At 70.3% G+C, this 18,988-nt stretch carries 21 protein-coding genes; 11 read left to right on the forward strand and 10 right to left on the reverse strand.

Annotated elements, in window-relative coordinates:
- Positions 1-307, forward strand: a 307-nt coding sequence (locus IF73_RS0118835; RefSeq protein ID WP_031009427.1) for an LPXTG cell wall anchor domain-containing protein, incomplete at its 5' end; no start/stop codon positions are given.
- 136 nt (positions 308-443) lie between these two features.
- Here IF73_RS0118835 and IF73_RS41050 read toward each other — a convergent pair.
- Entirely contained in the window at positions 444-596 is a 153-nt protein-coding gene (locus IF73_RS41050; protein WP_158822046.1) for a hypothetical protein, read from the reverse strand.
- A gap of 172 nt (positions 597-768) precedes the next feature.
- Between IF73_RS41050 and IF73_RS0118845 the strand changes: the two genes are divergently transcribed.
- Complete coding sequence (locus IF73_RS0118845; RefSeq protein WP_031009430.1) at positions 769-1,875, forward strand: hypothetical protein; 1,107 nt, start codon at positions 769-771, stop codon at positions 1,873-1,875.
- Here IF73_RS0118845 and IF73_RS0118850 read toward each other — a convergent pair whose 3' ends face one another.
- On the reverse strand, positions 1,876-3,405 hold the full coding sequence (locus IF73_RS0118850) for a hypothetical protein (RefSeq protein ID WP_031009432.1): 1,530 nt from the start codon (positions 3,403-3,405) through the stop codon (positions 1,876-1,878).
- Between the two features lie 117 nt (positions 3,406-3,522).
- Here IF73_RS0118850 and IF73_RS38690 point away from each other — a divergent pair, with 117 nt between their 5' ends.
- From IF73_RS38690 to IF73_RS0118870, 4 genes are all read left to right on the forward strand, one after another.
- Positions 3,523-4,203, forward strand: coding sequence for a hypothetical protein (locus tag IF73_RS38690; RefSeq protein ID WP_031009433.1), 681 nt, complete (start codon positions 3,523-3,525; stop codon positions 4,201-4,203).
- Positions 4,204-4,632: 429 nt separating this feature from the next.
- On the forward strand, positions 4,633-4,992 hold the full coding sequence (locus IF73_RS0118860) for a DUF317 domain-containing protein (protein WP_031009437.1): 360 nt from the start codon (positions 4,633-4,635) through the stop codon (positions 4,990-4,992).
- 68 nt (positions 4,993-5,060) lie between these two features.
- The gene (locus IF73_RS0118865; protein WP_037879676.1) at positions 5,061-5,357 is read left to right on the forward strand and encodes a hypothetical protein; all 297 of its coding nucleotides are present in this window, start codon (positions 5,061-5,063) and stop codon (positions 5,355-5,357) included.
- Between the two features lie 228 nt (positions 5,358-5,585).
- Positions 5,586-6,182 carry a DUF317 domain-containing protein gene (locus IF73_RS0118870; protein ID WP_324616090.1) on the forward strand — a complete coding sequence of 199 codons (597 nt, stop codon included), beginning with the start codon at positions 5,586-5,588 and terminating at the stop codon, positions 6,180-6,182.
- 291 nt (positions 6,183-6,473) lie between these two features.
- Here the strand turns inward: IF73_RS0118870 and IF73_RS39595 are convergent, their stop codons facing one another.
- The 8 genes from IF73_RS39595 to IF73_RS40475 all read right to left on the reverse strand — a co-directional run bounded on the left by IF73_RS39595 (position 6,474) and on the right by IF73_RS40475 (position 13,139).
- On the reverse strand, positions 6,474-6,893 hold the full coding sequence (locus tag IF73_RS39595; protein ID WP_051716974.1) for a hypothetical protein: 420 nt from the start codon (positions 6,891-6,893) through the stop codon (positions 6,474-6,476).
- A gap of 105 nt (positions 6,894-6,998) precedes the next feature.
- Positions 6,999-8,693, reverse strand: coding sequence for a relaxase/mobilization nuclease domain-containing protein (locus IF73_RS0118880; protein WP_031009453.1), 1,695 nt, complete (start codon positions 8,691-8,693; stop codon positions 6,999-7,001).
- The gene (locus IF73_RS42030; RefSeq protein ID WP_234338269.1) at positions 8,690-9,298 is read right to left on the reverse strand and encodes a plasmid mobilization protein; all 609 of its coding nucleotides are present in this window, start codon (positions 9,296-9,298) and stop codon (positions 8,690-8,692) included. Before IF73_RS42030 ends, IF73_RS0118880 begins: the two co-directional genes overlap by 4 nt.
- A 138-nt stretch (positions 9,299-9,436) precedes the next feature.
- Positions 9,437-9,628 (reverse strand): hypothetical protein, encoded by a 192-nt coding sequence (locus tag IF73_RS39600; RefSeq protein ID WP_078868130.1) that lies wholly within the window; start codon positions 9,626-9,628, stop codon positions 9,437-9,439.
- Positions 9,625-10,500 carry a DUF2637 domain-containing protein gene (locus IF73_RS42035; protein WP_420706565.1) on the reverse strand — a complete coding sequence of 292 codons (876 nt, stop codon included), beginning with the start codon at positions 10,498-10,500 and terminating at the stop codon, positions 9,625-9,627. The genes IF73_RS39600 and IF73_RS42035 overlap by 4 nt, the downstream gene beginning before the upstream one ends.
- A gap of 81 nt (positions 10,501-10,581) precedes the next feature.
- Positions 10,582-11,196 (reverse strand): WhiB family transcriptional regulator, encoded by a 615-nt coding sequence (locus IF73_RS0118900; protein ID WP_031009458.1) that lies wholly within the window; start codon positions 11,194-11,196, stop codon positions 10,582-10,584.
- A 114-nt stretch (positions 11,197-11,310) separates the two neighbouring features.
- Positions 11,311-12,072, reverse strand: a complete 762-nt coding sequence (locus IF73_RS0118905; protein ID WP_031009461.1) for an ATP-binding protein — start codon at positions 12,070-12,072, stop codon at positions 11,311-11,313.
- The gene (locus IF73_RS40475; protein WP_051716978.1) at positions 12,072-13,139 is read right to left on the reverse strand and encodes a hypothetical protein; all 1,068 of its coding nucleotides are present in this window, start codon (positions 13,137-13,139) and stop codon (positions 12,072-12,074) included. The genes IF73_RS0118905 and IF73_RS40475 overlap by 1 nt, the downstream gene beginning before the upstream one ends.
- A 1,028-nt stretch (positions 13,140-14,167) precedes the next feature.
- On the opposite strand from IF73_RS40475, the gene IF73_RS0118915 reads away from it, so the two are divergent.
- The 5 genes from IF73_RS0118915 to IF73_RS0118935 all read left to right on the forward strand — a co-directional run bounded on the left by IF73_RS0118915 (position 14,168) and on the right by IF73_RS0118935 (position 18,968).
- Positions 14,168-15,571 (forward strand): helix-turn-helix transcriptional regulator, encoded by a 1,404-nt coding sequence (locus IF73_RS0118915; RefSeq protein ID WP_051716980.1) that lies wholly within the window; start codon positions 14,168-14,170, stop codon positions 15,569-15,571.
- Between the two features lie 347 nt (positions 15,572-15,918).
- Positions 15,919-16,089, forward strand: a complete 171-nt coding sequence (locus IF73_RS41460) for a hypothetical protein (RefSeq protein WP_199806670.1) — start codon at positions 15,919-15,921, stop codon at positions 16,087-16,089.
- Positions 16,090-16,163: 74 nt separating this feature from the next.
- The gene (locus IF73_RS0118925) at positions 16,164-17,387 is read left to right on the forward strand and encodes a JmjC domain-containing protein (protein WP_031009467.1); all 1,224 of its coding nucleotides are present in this window, start codon (positions 16,164-16,166) and stop codon (positions 17,385-17,387) included.
- Entirely contained in the window at positions 17,309-18,154 is an 846-nt protein-coding gene (locus tag IF73_RS0118930; RefSeq protein WP_031009469.1) for an aldo/keto reductase, read from the forward strand. The genes IF73_RS0118925 and IF73_RS0118930 overlap by 79 nt, the downstream gene beginning before the upstream one ends.
- Complete coding sequence (locus IF73_RS0118935) at positions 18,135-18,968, forward strand: hypothetical protein (protein ID WP_031009472.1); 834 nt, start codon at positions 18,135-18,137, stop codon at positions 18,966-18,968. The genes IF73_RS0118930 and IF73_RS0118935 overlap by 20 nt, the downstream gene beginning before the upstream one ends.
- The last annotated feature ends 20 nt before the right edge of the window (positions 18,969-18,988 follow it).

Below are 18,988 nucleotides of genomic sequence, written 5' to 3' on the forward strand. Positions count from 1 at the left end.
GCCCACCACGCCCCCGACGACCCCGCCGACCACCCCGCCGGTCACCCCGAGCACCCTGCCCACCACACCGGCGACGACCCCGCCGACCACCCCGACCCCGACCCGGTCCACCTCCACCGCACCGGTGCCCCCGACCGAAACCCCGAGCGCCCCGCCCTCCAAGGGCTCCCTCGCTCATACCGGCGCCGACTCCAACGCGTGGCTCCTCGCGGCCGGCGGCCTGCTGATCGCGGCCGGCGGCGGGGCGCTGATCGCGGCACGACGGAAGAAGACGCAGGACGAGGCGGAGACTCCCACCACCGGCTGATCAGAGGGACCTGTCAGGAGCCGAGGAGCGGGTACTCGGCACAGGTAGCCCCTCCCAGCCCGAAGGCCCCGGGAACCACCATGGTTCCTGGGGCCTTCGCCATGTCTGCGGAGCCCGTTCCCGCTCCGCTACAGCGTCAGACGCGCATGACGGCCACCGACGCGAGGGTGCCGGCCGCCCATGCGAGGAGCAGGCCCTGCTCCCTGCTGAGGCCGTTCGCGTCGGCCCACCGCTTCGCGAGGGAACGCACGATCATTCCGGTCACCGCCGCTGCCGTATTCCTGGACATGGACAAGTCCTTTCGAGAGGGGAGAGCAGCGTCCGATTTGGCGCCGCGCACCCACAGAAGCAGCGCAAACCTGCTGGTGGCAACGGGGGTCGGCCCGTTTGCAAGTTAGACCGGTCTGGAGTGGGAGTACTCGGCTCGCGCGGCGTGCCGCAGCGCCCCTACGCTGCCCGGCATGGCAGTCGAACCCCGTCTCCTACAGCGCGCCGACCTTCTGCGCGCCGCCACATCCGCCGGCTTCAGCACCATGACCGCGAGGAAGCTGGAGAGCTTCATCAGCAACGGCCTGATGCCCCATCCCACCCGAGCTGGCAACGACGGACGCCGCCCGGTCTGGATCTACCCGCCTGACAGCGACCGTCAGCTGGTCCAGCTCCTGCGCTGGCGCGAGCGCACACGGGACGTGAACCTGCTGCGCGTCGTGCTGTGGGTCGAGGGCTTCCCTTTCGACCTCGACGCCGTCCGTACCTCCGCGACCATCGTGGTGGACGACCTGTCGCGCGAGCTGGAGCAGCTCCTTCAGGCCGAGGCATCCCGCCAGGGCCTCGACCCGGTCGACGACCAGGACACGGTCGTGGGCGCCCTCGCCGCGACCATGGCCGCGATGCGAGGCAAGAACGCGCTGCCCCGCCCGATCCGTGTCCCGGCCGACGACCGGGCAACGGCTGTCGCGCACATGTTCCAGATCTTCGCCCTGGGCACGCGGCCCGAGGTGACGGAAGACCAGGCAGGGACGATCGAGAAGGTCCTCGGCGTCTCGCCGGGCAGACGGCAGCGGGTGGAAGACGCCGAGCCGTGGCTGACCGGTCCGGCGAGCCTCCTCGTCGGCGCTGCCGACTTCGTGTCCCTGCCGCGAATGACCGAAGCGCTCGCCGAAGCCGCCGACGCCGAATGGGAGGAAGCCCGCTCGGTGGCCACGGCGCTCTTCCTCCAGCTCCCCATTGTCGCCCGGGCTATCGCCGCCCACACCGGCAAGGAGAACCCCGCAGGGCTCGGGGTGCTCGCCGGTTTCGACAGCGAGCCCCTCTTCGCCGTCCTCCTGCTCGCCTTCGCCCTGGGAGCACGCAGGGCCGATTGGTCCGGCAACGTCGAGGAACTGACCGACTCGCTTGCGCCATGGCCCGACCTCATCGGCGAGATGAAGCCGGTGCTCGACATGCAGCAGCACGAACTCGACCACAACCTCGCCGGCCACGGACCCGAGACGCGTGCCCGCACCGAAAGGATTATCCAGGCCCTTATGGACGGCGCGCTGGATCCAGGCCCCAGATCTGACTGCTAGCTAGGCGTGGATCGGGGGCAGGTCGTAGCGGCTGACGGCCAGGTACGTTTCCGGGGTCGCCGCTTCGAGGAGCCCTTCGTCACTCGCCAGGTCGAGCTCCGGTTCCTCCGGACGGCGCAGCAGGTCGCGCCAGTCGCTCGTCTCTCCGCGCTCGTAGGCTTCCCGGAGCAGGGAGCGCAGCCGGGGGCGGGCTTCCTCCTGCCGCTCGTGGAAAATCCGCCGCTGAGCGAGCCGCTGCTCTTCCTGAGCCTCTTCGCTGCCCCGCTCGTCGACGGCCAGCTGGTCCTCGGCGCGCAGCCCCGGGGTGCGCCGGGCGATGGCGAGATCTTCCTCGTGGAGGCGCGCGCAGACGGCGAAGAGCTTCCGGGACATGCCGAGATGTACCTCGGTGCCGGGGATACGGCAGGTGAGGAAGTCATCGATCCCCCAGGAGCGGATTTGGGCACGCGTGAAGTGCGCCTCGCCGTGAAGTGCCGCTCCGCGGAGGTCGGCTCGCATGGCGCGGGTGTGGTCGTCGTCCTCCAGCGGTGTGGTCAGTCCGTGGCGTCGGTGGCGCGAAGTACGGTCGGCCGGCACCGGGACGGTGCGCAACTGCGAGGCGGGAGCGGAGCGCAGCGCCTGGTAGACGAGCATCTGGGCGCGGGCCGCGCCGATGAGCGCGTCGTCGTTGTCGCCGAGGTGGTCTTCGAGGTTGCCCGAGCCCGCCGCTGCCTCGCCGTCGGATCCGGCCGGAGGAAGGGGCGGCTGGCCGGGGTGCAGCGTGTGGTCGATGGTCAGGAAGAGGTCGTCCCCGGGTCGCACGGCGGCTCCGACCAGGACGCTGCGGTGCGCGTACGAGCCGAGGACCTTACTCCCGGACTCCAGCTGCGCCCACCCCTTGCGGAGGGTGCCGACGTCGCAGATACCACCCTTGGCCTCGATCAGCCAGTACACCTTCTCCGCCTCGTGCCGTCCCCACAGGTCCGGCAGCTTCCTCTTGGGGTCCTTGAAGGTGGCGCTCAGGGCGGGGATGGGGCCGCCGAGTTCGAGGTGCTCGGTCTGCCCCAGACCCAGCAGCGAGCGGCAGGCCCACTCGGTCATCGTCATGCCCAGCCGGTAGGCGGCAGCGCTCTTCGCCGTGCGCTCGGTGCCGTACGCGTAGACCGGGTTCAGCGTCAGGCGCCGGCCCCTAGCGCCCGGCACGGGGGGCTGGTGCTTGAAGGGGTGCCCACCGAGGTAGGCATACAGCGGGGCGACGCGGGCGACGAGTTCTCCGTGTGCGTACCGCGGCTGGTTCTGCAGGTGCGGGGTGATGTCGCGGCCGACCTCGGTGGCCGCCTTGATGATCTCCCGCCACGTGGTGGTCGGGGCGTACCAGCCGTCCGCCTTCGGGAACCCGTCCGTCGCGCTCCACGCCTTGTGCTTGGCCGTCCGCCACTGCTTCCAGGGCTTGTCCGCAGGACCGTTACGGAACAGGACCGGTATGTCGAAGCTGTCGGCGTAAGTGAGCGGCGGCTCGTCGGGGACGTGCGCGGGGATCATCGGCGTCATGGAGACAACCCTGGCACGAGCCTGGACGCTCCCAGGACCGGGCCGCGGGCCTCCGGCCGTCGCCCGACGGCTGCCCGCCGCCGTCTCCGGGCTGCTGGGCGTAGCTAGGCTTTGGGAGTGACCGAACTGTCCACCCTGCCCGGCGACCCGTCCGAGCTGCGCCTGTGTATCTCCTACACCGATGACCTTGCCGACACCCCTCAGGCCGACACCCTGGAGCGGTGGGACGTGTCCGTCCTCCATGAGGAGAAGACGGTGGGATCGATCACCTTCTGTCGGGTACACCTCGACCGGGGTATGAACGCCGTCCGGGTCATGGAGGAGGAATCCGAAGAACTCGACGAGATCGCCCAGGCCCTGCTGGATCCGAGCACAGGGAACTTCACCGAGGACGCCAGCAGCTCGCTTCCGTACGTGGGGTCCTCTCTGCTCGTCATGGACAGGGTGACCCTGGACGAGCCGTGGCGCGGGCACGGCCTCGGCGCCATCCTCGCCACTGAGGCGATCCACCGGCTCATGGCCGGCTGCCGCGCCATCGCATGCTCGCCGGGCGTCACCGACCTCAGCAGCGACCGCCTGAGGGATCGGACGGAGTGGGACCGGGTGACCGCCAAGATCGCCAGGGGATGGGAGCTCGTCGGGTTCCGGCAGTACCAGGGGAACGTTTACCTCCTCTCGCCGGCCTCGTTGGAGTTGGAGGAGCAACGCGGGGCAATGAGAGGGCGACTTGCGGACCTCGGCTTTGTCTGGCGCCGCACCCAAGCCCACGACATCTCGCCCCGACCTGGGGGTGGGTGAAGCTGCGGTCTCGTCGGGGGACAGCTTCGCTGCTGGACCTGAGGACCGCCGCCGCTTCCTCCGCGGAGGTGTAGGGTTTCGCCGCTCGTGGCACAGGCGGTGTCCCTTGATCTGCGGTTCTTCATCTGTCTCAGGTCGATGGCACAGCCGCCCAGTCTCACGAGCCGTGGCGTTTCCTACGGCCTCGGCCGACTCGCCGGACCCGGCGAGCCGTTGAACTGCGGTTTCTTTGTTCGATGCCGCCGTTCGATGCCGAGATCGTGAGATTGTGCCGCGAGATTTGAGACCCCACAGGAGGGCTCGCCATGCCAGTTCGCCTCTGGCAGACAGGAAAGATCGCGAAAGGACTGGTACACGCTTCAGGGGCATGTCAACCTAGACGACCCTTTCCGGGAAACCCGGAAAATAGCAGGTCAGAGAGGTGATGTCGTGACAGTGGAGCTGAGTTCCGCAGGATTCCGGACCACGACCGAGCGCTTGAGGCTGCACGACTGGCTCCTGGGGCCGGGACAGGCGACCGAGGTCATTGACACCTTCCCCGCCGCGAACGGCGACTTCCACTTCATCGTCGACGACCGGGCCGACACCCATATCGCTTCCGCCGACGGCCGCTTCTACCTCGGCCACTTTCCCGCCGGCCGCCCCGGCGCCGAGCATGAGGGCTGGGTACTCGCGGTCACCGGCACCGCTCGGACTCCCGGCTGCAGGATCGTCTTTGATCCCCACACGCCGGCCCACCTGGTCGCGAGGACCGTCTCCGAGGTTCTGGCTACGGCCAAGCGTCTCTGACGGTGGCACCGCCCCGGCGTTCCTGTTGTCCCCGCGCCTCTGCTTTCCCCGCCTTGCAAGGAGTGCACATGCCCGCATCTGCATCGGACATGACCGTCCGCCACCTGATCGACCGCCTTGCCGCCCTGGATCCCGACACCTCCGTCCGCCTCGCCATCAATCCCTTCTTCCCCATGGCCCACCGTCTCGCTGACGTCCTCGTCGGGGAGGACCTGGACGGACAGCCGGTGGTGTACCTCGCCGAAGACGCCGAGGCCGTGCAGTACGGCTACCTGCCCCGGCCGGTCGCCGAGGCGCTGACCTGGATGCCGCCGGTCGACCCGCCGACGAGTTCGCGCCGCAGACTGCGCGCCGTCTCCCCCTGATCGCCCGTACGACAAGGAGCACTTCTGCGCCCGTCCACGCCTTCCGATCCGTCCGACGTTCCGGCCCTTCCCGCCTGGTGGGTCACCCCGCGCCACCTTGCCGGTGACGACGGAGCACTCGCAGACCACGTCGCCTCCCACCTCTCCGCCGCCGGCTGGACTTCCCTGACACTCGCTCGCGGCCGTCGTGAACCTGTTGATCCGGACGATCCGGACGCGGTCCAGCAGGTGGTTCGCAGCACCGTGCTGTACGTCGCTCCCGACGGACTCCGCTGGGCCCAGTGGGTGCTTGCCGACGAACCGATCATCCTCGGAGACCTGCCGGTCGCGTGGACCGTCTCCGCCCGCCCGACCGCGGACGGGCTGGCTGAGTGGACTGCCTACTTCACCACCGGCGTCCCGCCCGAAGCCGTCGCCGACTTCCTGCTCGCCCTGGAGGCCCGTCCGGATCCGGCGCACGGATATGCAGGCCCGCACGTGGTCTTCGAGTCGCTCGCGGAGCGCGGCTGGGTCCGCGACATCGACAACCCGACTGCCTTCTCCGATCCGCAGCTGGCCGCGGGCATGGCACTGAGCCTCCTCCCGGAGTACCTCCAGGACGGAGACCCCCTCTGCCTCGACCCCACCGCCGAGCAAACCGGCTGGCTAGCCTGGTGTGAGCCCCGGATCGGGCGGGGCTACCTCTGGGCCACGGGGTTCTCCGCGAGCACTCCGCACGACCTCGTCGCCGCCTTCGCCGCCTCCCTCGCCTCTCCCGACCCTGTACTCCGGCACACCCTGCCCGGCGACAGCGAGGGACAACTCTCCCTGCGCCCTACCGTTTGACCCCCGGGGCCAGCCGCCAGCAGGGCCTCGTACCTTTTCGAGTCCAACAGCCGTCCCTCAGCACACACAGCAGCACAAACAGGGCCCGGTGCCAGGTCATTCGACCTGGCACCGGGCCCTTTGGCGAGCATCCTTGGATTCTTCCGGGAGGTCGGGCCGCCCGGCACGTGGTTTCCTCCGGACCGGCTCGGCGCATACCCTCAGCGGCGTGGAGGCCGGCGGCGAGCTCGCGGCCCGGGAAGCCAGCCTCACCCGGGGCGGCTGAGCAGGGCGCGGGACCACGTCACCGGTTCAGAGGCCGAAGTCGTCCAAGCCCTCGTCCAGGGACCCGTACGTCGAGCTGGTGGGACCGGCGTTCCGGTTGAACCATTCGAGACTCAGGCGAGGCTCCGGCGTCACATGCTTGGCAGGGCACCGGAGCCAGATCTGGCCCTCCACCGCGAGGATGGCCCAGTCGCGGTACGCCGCGCACTGCGGGCAGGAGCGGACTTCGCCCCCCAGGACCAGCGGCCGGCGCCATACCAGGAAGCGCTTCGTGCTCAGATCGAGCCGGAGGTCCGCCGGGAGGAAGTCCTCGCCCGCCGGCGCGGCCGAGGTCTCCTCGACGGGCGCGGCCTCCTGCGGCCATGTCGGCGCTGGGTAGTTCAACCACGGCGCACCCGCCGGCCCCAGCTCGCCCTCGCTCTTCCGCGCCTTCCTGCGCCCGAACATACGGCCTCCCCTCGCATTCGGCTGCCTCGCCCCGGCAGCGGACGACGAGAGTGCCCCACGGGTGGGACGTCGGGCAACTTTCGAATCCGTGAACGGCGGGGCCGGCTACCGGTGTCGCCGGCGGTCTCGGTCGCGAGGCTGAGTCGAGGCTGTGCCAGGCATGCGCTGAGGAACGGGAGCGCTCGCGGCGTCAGCCGGAAGGTCTGCGGCGCGGCGCAGTCGCCAGACCAGGACGTCGCTGATCGACTCGGCGGTGCCCAGTTCGCGGTGTCCGGCTGCTTCGGAGAGCAGGGTGACGGGGTCGTGGCCGGCGGCCTCGGCCTCGGCGAGCGTGGCGGCGAGGGCCGGCCAGCCGGGCTCGGCCAGGACCTGCTCGGCCAGCTGGGGGATCGCCGCGTGCACCGCCTCGGCCTGGCGCCGCAGCAGAGGGCGGGCGAGGCGACGGCCACGCTGGTGGAGGACGGCTAGCGGGTACTCGGCGGCGGCCCGGTAGGCGGTTCGCAGGTGCTCAGCTGCTCGATGGGCGGCTTCGGCCTGCTGGGCGTGGCCCTTCCTGGCGTGCCAGTGCGCGGCGGCGGTGATGAGGAAGAACAGCATGTCGATCGCCATGGCCGTGGTCGCGCCCTCCTCGCCGCGGCCGAGGGCCGACCCGCCATGGACCAGGTCACGGGCAGCCTGCCGCAGGGCCCGGTCGTGGCCGCGTACGGCGCGGACGTGGGACCGGGAGGCTCGCTCGAACGCCCAGGCGGCTTCTCGCAGTTCTTGCCGGGTATGGGCGGCGGAGGTTTTGGCGAGCGCGTCGAGGACTTCGCCGGCGGCGGCGATGTACGCGGCGGCGAGGCTGTCCTCGCCGTGCTCGACGACCAGGATGGCCTGCCAGGCGGCAGCCGCCGTGCGCCGTCGCGCGGTGGCAGGCGCCCCGGCCGCCCCCGGAGCCTCGAGTCCGGTTCTGTCCTGGAGGCCGCCGCCGGCCCAGCGTTCGCGGATGCGGGGCAGTGAGAGGTCGGGGGCGAGACGCGCGCCGGGGTAGAACACCGGCTCGCCGTCCTTGTTCCGGTCGTCGGGCAGGGCGACCTTGTACCCGAGCAGGTCCCCGGAGGGAGCGGCGCGCTTCTTCACCAGGAGGCCGGCGTCGGCCAGACGGCTGAAGAACTCCTCCTCACTCTGGGCGCCGGCCACGGCCCGCCGTACGGTTTCGCGGAGTTCCTCGCGGGCGGTGCGCTCGCGTCCCTGCCGTTCGGCCTTGTGCCGTTCGGCGCTGGTGGGCCGCTGGGCGGCGGTGCCGTCGCCGGGGGCGACCTGGTGCAGGCCGAGCTCCTTCTCGATGAGCCGGGCCTCGGCCTGGGCGCGTTTGCCGGAGCGGAAGTCGTCGGGCCGGGTGCCGTCCTCGCACACGAGGGTGGCGACGATGTGGATGTGGTCGTCTGCGTGCCGTACGGCGGCCCAGCGGCAGCCGGGCTGACCTTCGCCGGGGTCGATGCCGGTGGCGGCGACGATCCGGCGGGCGACCTCGGCCCATTCCTCGTCGGACAGAATCCGGTCGCCGGGCGCGGTGCGGACGGAGGTGTGCCAGACGTGCTTGGCGGGGCGGGCGTGTTCCGGCAGCGCCTGGACGGGCTGGTCCAGGAGCTGTTGGAGGGCCTTGAGCGTGGCGCTCGGGTCGCGGCCGGGGTCGGGGGCCATGCCGTCGAACGAGGCGACGAGGTGCGGGTCGACGTGCTCCTCGCGCTTGCCGGGGCCGTAGAGGTAGGCGAGCAGGCCGATGGTCCGGTCGCCGGGCGGGTTGATGCTGGGGATCATGCCGCCTGCTGTCGTTCGAGAACGGAGGTCGCGGCGGCGTGCACGGCGTCGGCGGCCCGCCGCACGGCTGCGAGGCTTGCCTCCAGCTGGGGGACGGCGCCATCGGCACCGGCGTTGAGGGCTTTCGTCACCTGGTTGAGGTTGCTGCCGGCCCAGCCGAGCTTGCGCCGGCTGTCGAACAGCGCGGTGAGCATGTCGCGCTCGGTGGCGATCTCGGCGCTGGTGCGGTCGAGGTCGCGGGCTGCGGCGAGGGCGGAGCGGGCGAGGAAGCCGGCGACGGTCAGGTTGCACTGGGCGGCGGCGGCGACGACGAGCGCGTACTCGTCGTCGTTGAAACGCGTCGAGGGCTGGTGGCGGCGCTTCTTCGCGGGCGGCTGACGCGGACGCTGGCGGACACGGCGCTCGCGACGGCGAGGCTTCGGCTTCTCCTCGTTCCCCGGCTCCGATCCGCCCCCGGTCGGAGCCTCCAGGACCTGCGCCCCCTGGTGCAGGTCCTCTCCCGCCCCTTCGGGGGCGGGTACGGCGGAAGCTTTGCTTCCGCCCCAACTTGCTCCGTCGGAGACCGAGTTGTCGTCAGCCGAACCATGCGGCAGAAGTGAGGACACGGCCGTCGGGAGCGGACGGCCGTCACCGGAATCGGAGCAGGGAGGGGTGGCGGACATGGGGTTCCTTCGGAGACGGGGCGCTTGGGTAAACGGGGCGGTGGCCCGGCGAGGCCGGGCCACCATCGGGAGAGCCGTGGTTCAGCAGCAGAGCCTGCACCGGGAGTAGTGGCGAGAGAGCGCCCGTCCCATGTTCAGCTTCACGCCCTTGGCGATCCGGCTGCTCGCCTTCGCCGGGTTGCTCCCCTCGTGCTGGGCAGCGTGGCTGTTCAGGATGGCGAGGTCATTCTTGAAACCGGCCTTTATCCGGTTGAAGCGGTCGCAGGTCTTCATCGAGCAGCTCCTTTGGAGGAAGTAGAGGCCGGGGTGGCGGCCCGTACGAGGGCCAGGACCGGGGTCAGATGTTCGTTGCTGAGCGGGATCTCGTGGCTGCGCATGATCTTCCGGAGCTGGGCTCGGGTGATCTGGGCGTTGCCGTCCTCTCTCAGGACGTCGGGCACGTGGGGGAGGACCAGCTCGACCACCTGCTGGTGTGACAGGCGCTTGGGCCCGGTTCGGGACTGCCGGCTCGCCTGTACCCGAGCGTGCACCGTCCCCGGGCGAGCCGGACCGTTTCGCGTCCGCCGACGGACAGGTCTCGGGGTTGGTCCGGGTTCGGCTTCCGGTCCGGGTCCGGGGTCCGGGTTCGGGCGGTGGTCCGGGGCTGGTCCGGGTTCCGGGGTTGGTCCGGGTTCGGTCTCCGGTCCGGGTTCGGGGTCCGGGTTCGGGCCCGGCGGCCGGTCTTCGGAGATCCGGACCTTCTCCTCATGTGGCAGGGGACGGGCGACGCGTTGGTGGATCTGCCGCATCAGCACCCCGAAGGCGAGCATGCTGGCGGTGGGCGGGACTGCGGCGACGACGTAGTCCAGGTGAGGCACAGGCTCTGGGGTCGCGCCGCTGACGCCGAGGACGTTGAGGGCGATCGAGCCGATGGACCCGGTGGCGGTCACGCCGATCGCCCACCAGTCCGTCCGTCGGCGCAGACCCGCGCGGAACATCAGCAGCTCACCCGCCACGATGAAGGCGTCGAGGGTGGCCGGCCAGGCCCAGGCTCTGATGGGGGAGTTGTCGAGGCCGTGTCGTGCGGCGACTTCCGCCAGGTGCGCGTAGGAGAGCCAGAAGCCGGACCCCGTCAGCACCGCGATCACCATCACGGCTGCGGTCAAGGCGTATCGGTCCGCGGTCTCCTCGGTCAACAGGTGCCTTTCGTTCGGTGGTGGAAGCGTGGAGGGGGCGGCTGGGAAGGCTCATGCCGCCTTCCGCAGGGCGTCGATCAGGTCGCCCGTCTGTGCCTGTCGGGGGACCGGACAAAACGTTTCTTCCGTGGCGTCGGCCTCGTCGTCGTCCGGGTCCGCCGGCGTCCAGTAGCGGTCGCGGTCCGTGATGGCGTGGCCGGCGTCTCGCAGAAGGTCGCGGGCATGGTCGAGGTCGACGGCGAGGACGTAGGAGAGGCGCTCGGGAGTCCACTTGCGGACGTAGGCATGGCGGGCGACGGCGTCTCGCTCGGCGGCGGTGAGGAACACGTCCCGGCCCATGATCGCGGCGCGCACTCGGGCGTAGTCGAGGCGCTTGGCGACCTTGGCGTGCCAGGGCCGGCGCTCGTCTCGGGTCAGTCCGCCCCACATGCCCCAGCGGATGTCGTTGTCGAGGGCGTGGGTGAAGCAGTCCTGGCGGACGGGGCACCGGTGGCAGAACGACTTCGCCTCGGCGATGTCGGAGAGGGCGCGCGGCGCCGAGAAGAACAGCCGGTCGGCGTCGTCGGCTTCCAGGTCCCGGCAGGCTCCGCGGGCGTGCCAGGAGATGTCGGCGATGCCTCGTACGGGCGGGGTCGGGCTGCTGGCGTTGGTGGTGATGTGGCGCATGGGTGTCTCCAGGGGATGCCGCCGGGTTGGCAGGAGCGGCGCGGCACGCGAAGGTGGTGGTCGGCGCGCGGCTGGGGCGGGCGGCGAGAAGCAGGTGAGGGATTCCGGGGGCCGTCAGGCGGCGGCGCGGAAGCGGCGGTCGGGGCCGCCGAGGTGGACCGGGGTGCACATGCCGGACAGGCGGGAGAGGACGCGGTCGCCGATCTTGTCGCGCAGGACGGGCTGGCGAGGGTCCATGTGCTCGGTGCGGACCGGCGGCAGGTTGGTCGTGATGATCGTCGGCCGGCGGTGCTCCGAGCGCCAGTTGAGCAGGCGGAAGGTGATCTCCTCGGTCCACTCGGTGCTCTTGGCGGCGCCGAGGTCGTCCAGGAGCAGCAGCGGCACGCGGACGATCCGGCGCAGCAGGTACTCGGGATCGAGTCCGTTCCGGGCCCGCATCGCGCCGTAGAGGTCCGCTGCGGTCGTCGCCTGCCACCGCACGCCGCACCCCGCGGCGGTCAGCGCGCGGATCGCCCCGTACGCCTCGTGGGTCTTGCCGGCGCCCGTGGGCCCCCACAGCAGCAGGCTGCGGCCGTGGGTGATCTCCCTCTGGCCGGCCCGGCCGACGTGGGGCGCGAGGGCGTTGGCGGCGTGGCCGACCGCCGCGTCGGCGATGGAGCGTACCCAGCGGGCGACGTCCGGATGCTCGGTCTGAGCGGCGCGGTACTCGTACGGGATGCGCTCCTGGGCGGCGTCCAGGGCTGGGTTCGGCTCAGGACGTTCGGCGAGCGGCCCAGTGGCGTTCGGGTCGATGCCCCGCTCGGCGAGCTTGCGCTGCATCCAGGCCATCGCCGGGTTGTCGGCGGCCGTCTGAGGGTCGTCGAGGCGAGAGCGGATCACAGGGCGACTCCGAAGGTCCCGGTCGGGGCGGTGGGGTTGAGGTACGGGGTGTAGGCGGGGGCGGCGGCGGCCCAAGGGCCCGCGCCGGAGGCGGAGGACGCCGCCGAGTTGACCACCTCGTTGACGAGGCTCGGCAGGACGCTCGGGTGCAGGCCCTTGGCCCGCAGGCGGTCGAGCGAGGGTCGTAGCGCATCGGGCTCGAAGCCCTCGTCCAGCAGCTGGCGGATCTCCTTGCCCAGGTGCCCGAGGAACGTCTTCGGCGGACGGCGGCTGCATCCGCGGAGGTACTCCGCCATCAGCCGCTTCGCCGACCACTCGCCCGCCTCGGCGGACTCCAGCACCTGCTCCGAGGAGGGGACCGGCGCGGGCGCCTCGCGCCCCCTACGGGAAGATCCAGGATCCAAGATCCTAGATCCAGTACCGGAACCCTCAGTGAATGTGGCCTCCGTCACGCCATCAGATCCAGCGATATCGCTCTGAACTGCGACTTTTTCGGATCCTCGCCAGAGGGCAGGCCCTTCCGGCGAAGTGGCCTCCATCACGCGAGGGGTTGAGGGAGTGATGGGGGCCTCTTTGGCGCCAGGGGCCGGCGGATCAGCCAGCATGAGGTCGTCGTGAGGGCTCATGAAGGCGGGCGCCGCCAGGTCGCCCTCGCGGCGGCCGAGGTGGCCCTGCGCCGGGCACGCGCGGGTGCCGCATTCGCCGCAGGGCTTCTTGGCCTCGTGGAGCGGGCAGCGCGGCAGGCGGGACACCGAAGGGCGGTTGATCTTCTGGTGACGATCCCACGTGACGATGTGCAGCCACGTCTTTCCGTCGCATCCGGTGTATCGGCAGATCAGGCCGCGTTCGGCCAGCTGCTCCAGGTCCTGGGCGACGTGCGCTGGGGTGTGGTCGGGGCGCAGGGCCCACAGCCGCCCGGCGATCACGGCTGGCAGGTCGCGGTGCCGGCCCGCGTCATCGGCCTGGGTGAGCAGGCCGATGAAGGTCAGTACGGCTGTCACGGGGACGGAGGCGAGGTCCTCCGACTCCCAAGCCTCTGGCTTGATCGTGCGGATGCGGGCCATCAGACCTCACCGCCGCGCCGGCGAGCCGGACGGTTCGTGACAGCCGTGTCCGCAGTGGGCTCCACGGGCCCGGTCCCAGAAGACGGGGTTCCGCGCAGGGCCGTGCTCATGCAAGACTCTCCTTGTAGTACAAGCCGCTCCGGTGTTGCCCCGTAGGAAGGGCCGGTGCGGTGGTGACGGGTCGCCTGTCCGCCGTTGGCTCGGCGGAAAGGTAGGACTCTTCGCATTCCGGCGCCCGGGAGTTGGCTCTCCTGGGCGCCGCGGCGTTTCTAGGTGCTTGCTCGGATCCTCATGTCGCTCTTTCGCCGGTCGCCGGGCTGCCCGGCGGGGGACGACTAACATACGTAGAGCACCGGCGCAAGTCCATACTTTGCACTAGTTTTCGTCACTGTCCGTGTGGGGCGCGGTGCCCCGAGGTGAGGGGTCAGGGCCGTAGGTGCCCGCCTCCGTCTACCACTCAACGGAAATGATCTTCTTTCTCCTTGCCTCGATGGCGGGGCGATCGCGCCGCCGATCTGGTGATGTCCAGGATTTAAGCCCGCTCGGGATTCATCGTCAACGCCATCTCAGGACACGTTTACGCGCGTAGAAACGGGGGGTTCCGGAAGGTTCTGGGCAGCGGTCTGGGTGTCAACTTGCCTTTTCTGTAAGGGTGGGTGGCGGGAGGGTGGTCGTCGAGAGTTGGTCGTGAAGAGGTCGTGAAGGCGCCGGGGGTGCGCAGAGAGAAAAAACCGGCAATTAATTGCCGGTTTCGGAACCGGAAAATCCTTGCCGGTTTATTGTCCGATTCGAGCGGATCGCGTCTCTATTGCCCCTCGGTCTTTTGCCTACGGGAACGTAGGTAGATGTGGGGCGCGTCACCCTGTGGAAGGAGGTGATCCTGGCCACCGAAAATGATCTCGTACTCTGGAGTAGAGGCAGGGGAGGGCCGGCGCGTATCGCGCAAGGTCCCCCCTCTTTTTGTTGCCTCCGCTCGGGGAAGTTAGCCCTCAATGCGAGGGGAAGCACACGATGATCGAGGAGAGCGGATGGGCGCGACTGAGCCCCTCCACCCGGGCCCCGGGAGCGGCGGGGAAGGCGCGGAGCGGACGGCTGGCAGGGAGCGCGAAGGGCAGGAGACCCCGTGGGCCGGACAGGTCATGGGCTTCGCCGGCCAGCTCAAGACCTGGCGCAAGGCGGCCGGGCACCGTCGAGGCCGGAGAGTGACCCAAGAAGAGTGCGCGACCGCGGTCGGCAGGTCGGAGAGGTGGTGGCGAGCCCTCGAACGCGGCGACGGCCGCAATCGCCTCGACCGCGCCCAGTGCGACAGCCTCGCGGAACTGCTCCAGCTGGATCGGGACGAGTACATCGCCCTGCTGCTCTACAACAACCTGACCATTGCTGCTGCTGACAGCGGGGCCACGGTAGATCCGCGAGTTCGCAGTGGCCTGCGCCTGCTAATCGACAAGCAGATGCCGGCTCCCACCTATCTGTGCGACGCCCACTGGAACATCATCGGATTCAACCCGGCGATGGCGCAGTGGTGGCCCTGGGTCCTTGAGCCTGGCGCCAATCTCATGAAGTGGGCGCTCACGTCAGGCGAGGCGCGCGTCCAGTATCACGACTGGGAACGTCATGCTCGCGAGTACGTCCGCATGCTGAAGTTCGCCCTCGCCCGCGGGACCGACTCGGCCGAACTGATCGAACTGATCGGCGACGTCTGCAAGGACGCGGATGTGCGGGGCATCTGGGAGGCGACGAACGAGCTGACGGAGAATCGGGACGGGCATATCTTCCGGATGTCGATTCCGGCGATGGATTGGGAGCCGATCGACGTCGTCTCGCACGTCTTGTATCCGGCAGCACTTCCCGACTGTCGCATGGTCGTAATCACCTGGTGGACAAACGAGGATGGCGAGGAGGAGGCGCGCGACGTGGACACCGCACTCGGCGCTGCAGGAGAAGAGTCGCAGGTTCAGCCGCCGGCTCCGCCGGCTGCCGCAGCTCGACGTCGGATCGCTCACGCGATTACTGGACGGATATCCGTTCCCACGGCAGAAGAAGCAGCCGCGCTGGCCGGGGCTGACGCCGTTCCCCTCCCGGTGCTCAGTCGGCTCATGGGAGACGGGTGCCAGCTGACCCTGTCCCCCTCTGCCCAGTCGGTCATTTGGGCGGTGAAGGAGGAGGACGGAGCCTGGAGCGTCTCGGAGGTCTCGGTCTACACCGCGATCGTAAAGCTTCCTCACGCTGCCACCGAACCCGATGCCCGGGCGGAGATGAAGACCTTGGTCAGGGCCAACCTGCCGGCCGACCCCAAGGAGGCGTCGGGACGGATCCAGGAGCTGCTGCCCCAACTCCGGAACCGAATTCACTTCCTGGAGCAGATCGGGCGGGACCTGTACGAGCAGGACCCGACACTCCCGTACATCTGGGATCCGACCGACGAGATCTGAGCGGGCCCGTTGGACCGCCGGAGGTCAGCCTCAGTCGGGGGGGCGGCCTCCGGCGTTCTCCGGCCTTCGCGGACGCGAGTCCTCCTCAGGGGCCACCAGATCGGACCTGTCGTTGACAGGCGAAGTTGGGCGGTAGGGCCGGCCGGAACGGAGGGACTACCCCTAGGGCTCACCAGTTGCTGGTCGGCCTCGGCGAGCTGGGACAGTCCCGGCTGCATGGCGGTAAGGGGGATCGCGCCAGCAGAGAGGCCACTTTGCCCCCTTGTGCACATCTGTTCGAGGCTGCATCGTCGCAGGGCAGCACTGTGCGTCATCAGCCCCTTCGTCGGAAGTGAGCGAGGACGATCATGGCAAGGCAGGAACATCCCGCGAGCGACGCGGTCCCCGGGCTCCTGATCGCGGTCGAAAACCTGGCCCGCGTGCAGGACCGGTTCGACACCCAGGAGTCCGACCCGACCGGCACGTCCGCCGGCGACGACGGAGAGAACCGCGACGGCCTGAACCACCCCGAGGCGTAGGCCACCGCCGCTTCCCGAACCTGGCCCGCCGCGCCGAGCGGCGGGCCCGGCCCGTCGTAAGACCCGGAGGATATGTGCAGCACCAGCTCGTTCACGCCATCGAGACCGCACTCGGCTGGGACGGCCCCGCCCCGATGGGTTCCGCCTTCGTCCGAGGCCGTATATCCGATTCCGCTCTCCTGCCGCGGCTGATGACTCCGGCCCGGCTCCTCGACACGGTCATGCGCCGCGGCCTGTCGAACCCCCAGTTCCGTGTGTTCCAGAACGGGCGCGAGCTCCACCCCGGCGAGTACTTCACCGACACCGTCACCCGGCGCGGGCAGGGCATCCGCTTCACGAACATGACCCGACTCGGCGCCCTGATGGGCGAGGGCTGCACCCTGGTCCTCGACGAACTCGACTTCTTCGACCCCACCCTGGAGGTGGCGTGCCGGGCGCTGCAGTGGTGGTCCCACGAACTCGTCCAGGTGAACGCGTACCTGACGACGCAGGACGCCGCCGGCTTCGCGCTGCACTGGGACGACCACGACGTCGTGATCGTCCAGGTGGCCGGCGAGAAGTCGTGGGAGGTGCGAGGAACGTCGCGGTCGGTACCGATGTACCGGGACGCCGAACCGAACAACACCCCGCCCGATGAGGCTGTCTGGAAGGGCACCCTGCGTGCCGGGGACGTCATGCACATCCCCCGAGGCCACTGGCACCGGGCCACCCGCACGGACCGCGCGGACGGCTACAGCCTGCACGTGACGTTCGGCTTCGTGAAGCGGACCGGGGTGAACTGGCTGGCCTGGCTGGCCGACCAGTGCCGCCGCGAAGAGGTCTTCCGCACCGACCTGGACCGCTGGGGCGCCTCCGAGGCGCAGGCCGAGCAGACCGCCGCGCTCACCTCCGCGACGGCCGGTCTGGCCGATCAATTCGGGCCCGCCGCCTTCCTCGCCGCCCGGGAGCAGGAACGCCCGGCCGCCCGGCATGTGCAGACCGCCGGCCTGTTCGGGCCGCCGACCGCCGTGGTGTGCGTGACGGAGTTCCCGCCGATCCTCGAGTCTGACGGCGACCACGTGGCCGTCACGGCAGCGGGCAAGCGCCTCACCTTCCACGGCAAGGCCCTGCCCGCGCTGCGCCTGCTCCTCTCCGGCGCACCGGTGGACGTCGACCGGGCGGCCATCGACACCGGCATCGATGCGGGGGAACTCGCCGACATCCTGCTCCGGGAGGGGCTGTGCGCGGAGCTGACCGACGAATTGCGCTCGGGCTATACCGGGCTGGTCCCACCCGCCCAGTCCTCGAACGCGCCCTAGAAGTCGGCGTCACCGCGGTCGATACGGCCTACAACTACGGCCGGTACCAGGGGCACCGGGCGCTCGTGGAGGCGGCGGGCGACCTGCTTGGCCGGTTCGAGGTCTCCACCAAGGTGGGGTACTTCCCCGGTGGACACAACCTCGCGCCGGCCCGGCTGCGGGCGGCGGTCGCAGAAGCCGGCGACGTACTGGGGCGAGCGCCGGACACCGTGTTCGTCCACAACCCGGAGCACGATCCCGATGCCTTGCCCGCCGCGTGCGAGGCGCTCGCCGCCTGCCAAGCCGACGGGCTGTGCCGGGCCTGGGGGGTCGCCACGTGGAACCCGCTGCCCCTACTCCACGCCGCAGTCCTCGTCACGGTCCGGCCCGATGTGCTGATGGTGCGGGCCGGGCTCGCGGTGCCGGGCCCGGTACTCGACGCCGCTGAGCAGCTCGCCATCAAGATGGCCGCCGGAGAGGTCTGGGGTATGGCACCCTTTGCGGGCAACCCGTCAGACCCCGTCTGGTCCGGCCTCGACACCGGAGTGTTCCTCGAACCAGGGCAGGAACCGGTATCGAGCGCGCAGGCCAGGCTCGCCGTAGCGTTCGCCATCCCCGCCGTCAGCAGGATCGCCGTGGGCACCACCCACCCGGACCACCTCGCCGACCTCGCCGCCGCCACCAGCGTCGAGGTCAGCACCGACACGGTCCACGCCTACCGCCGGCTGCTGAGGGACCAGGCCGGCGGTCGCGGAAAGGAAGCCGCCCATGCCTCCCACAATGGATGACCTCTCCACGATCGACCACGAGGACGTCCTCGCCGAGGCGGAGAAGCGCACCGGCCACGTCCTGGACCGTAGCCGCGCCCACTACTCCCGGTACAACGGCACGGCCGGGTTCCCGACATCGGCAGGGACGTGGCTGCGCCTGGCGTGGGTGCGGCCCGGCGCGTTCAATGCGCAGTCGTGGACCGGGCTGGAGGCGTCGGTCGCGCTCCACGGCATCCCCCGGCCGGAGTGGATCGCGGGCGCGACGTGGTACGACCACGGCCGCGAGGTCGTCTGGCGGGCCGACGAGATGAGCCGGGCCTCCGCTCCGGCGCTCTCGCCGACCGGGACCATCGACCGCGACCCCGGCCTCACGGACACGTGGTGGAGCGACCTGCGCACCGCCCTCGGAACCCTGGCCCGGTACGAGACCGGCCGGGTGTGTGTCCAGCAGAGCCACCTCTCCCAGCGGATCGCCGAGGTCTACGGTGACCAGGTCGACACCACGGTCTCGGAGTGGGCTTGCGCGCACGGGGACGTCGGGTATGCCAACCTCACCGCGGCCCCGCTCACGATTCTGGACTGGGAGGACTGGGGGACGGCGCCTGTCGGCTGGGACGCGGCCTGCCTGTGGTCCGCCTCCTTGCCGGTGCCGACCCTGGCGGACCGTGTCCTCGCCGAATTCGCCGACGTCCTCGACACCCGCGCCGGTCGGCTCTCCCGGCTGATGCTCTGCGCGAACGTGACTAGGGCCCACCGCAGGACGGGAAAGGGCGGGCCTCTGACCCCCGCCATGGAGGCGACGGCACCCACGCTGCTGACGGCCCTTGCCTGAGGAGCCGTGGCAGAGTCACT

This window comes from Streptomyces sp. NRRL F-5727, assembly GCF_000719555.1.
Classification (GTDB): domain Bacteria; phylum Actinomycetota; class Actinomycetes; order Streptomycetales; family Streptomycetaceae; genus Streptomyces.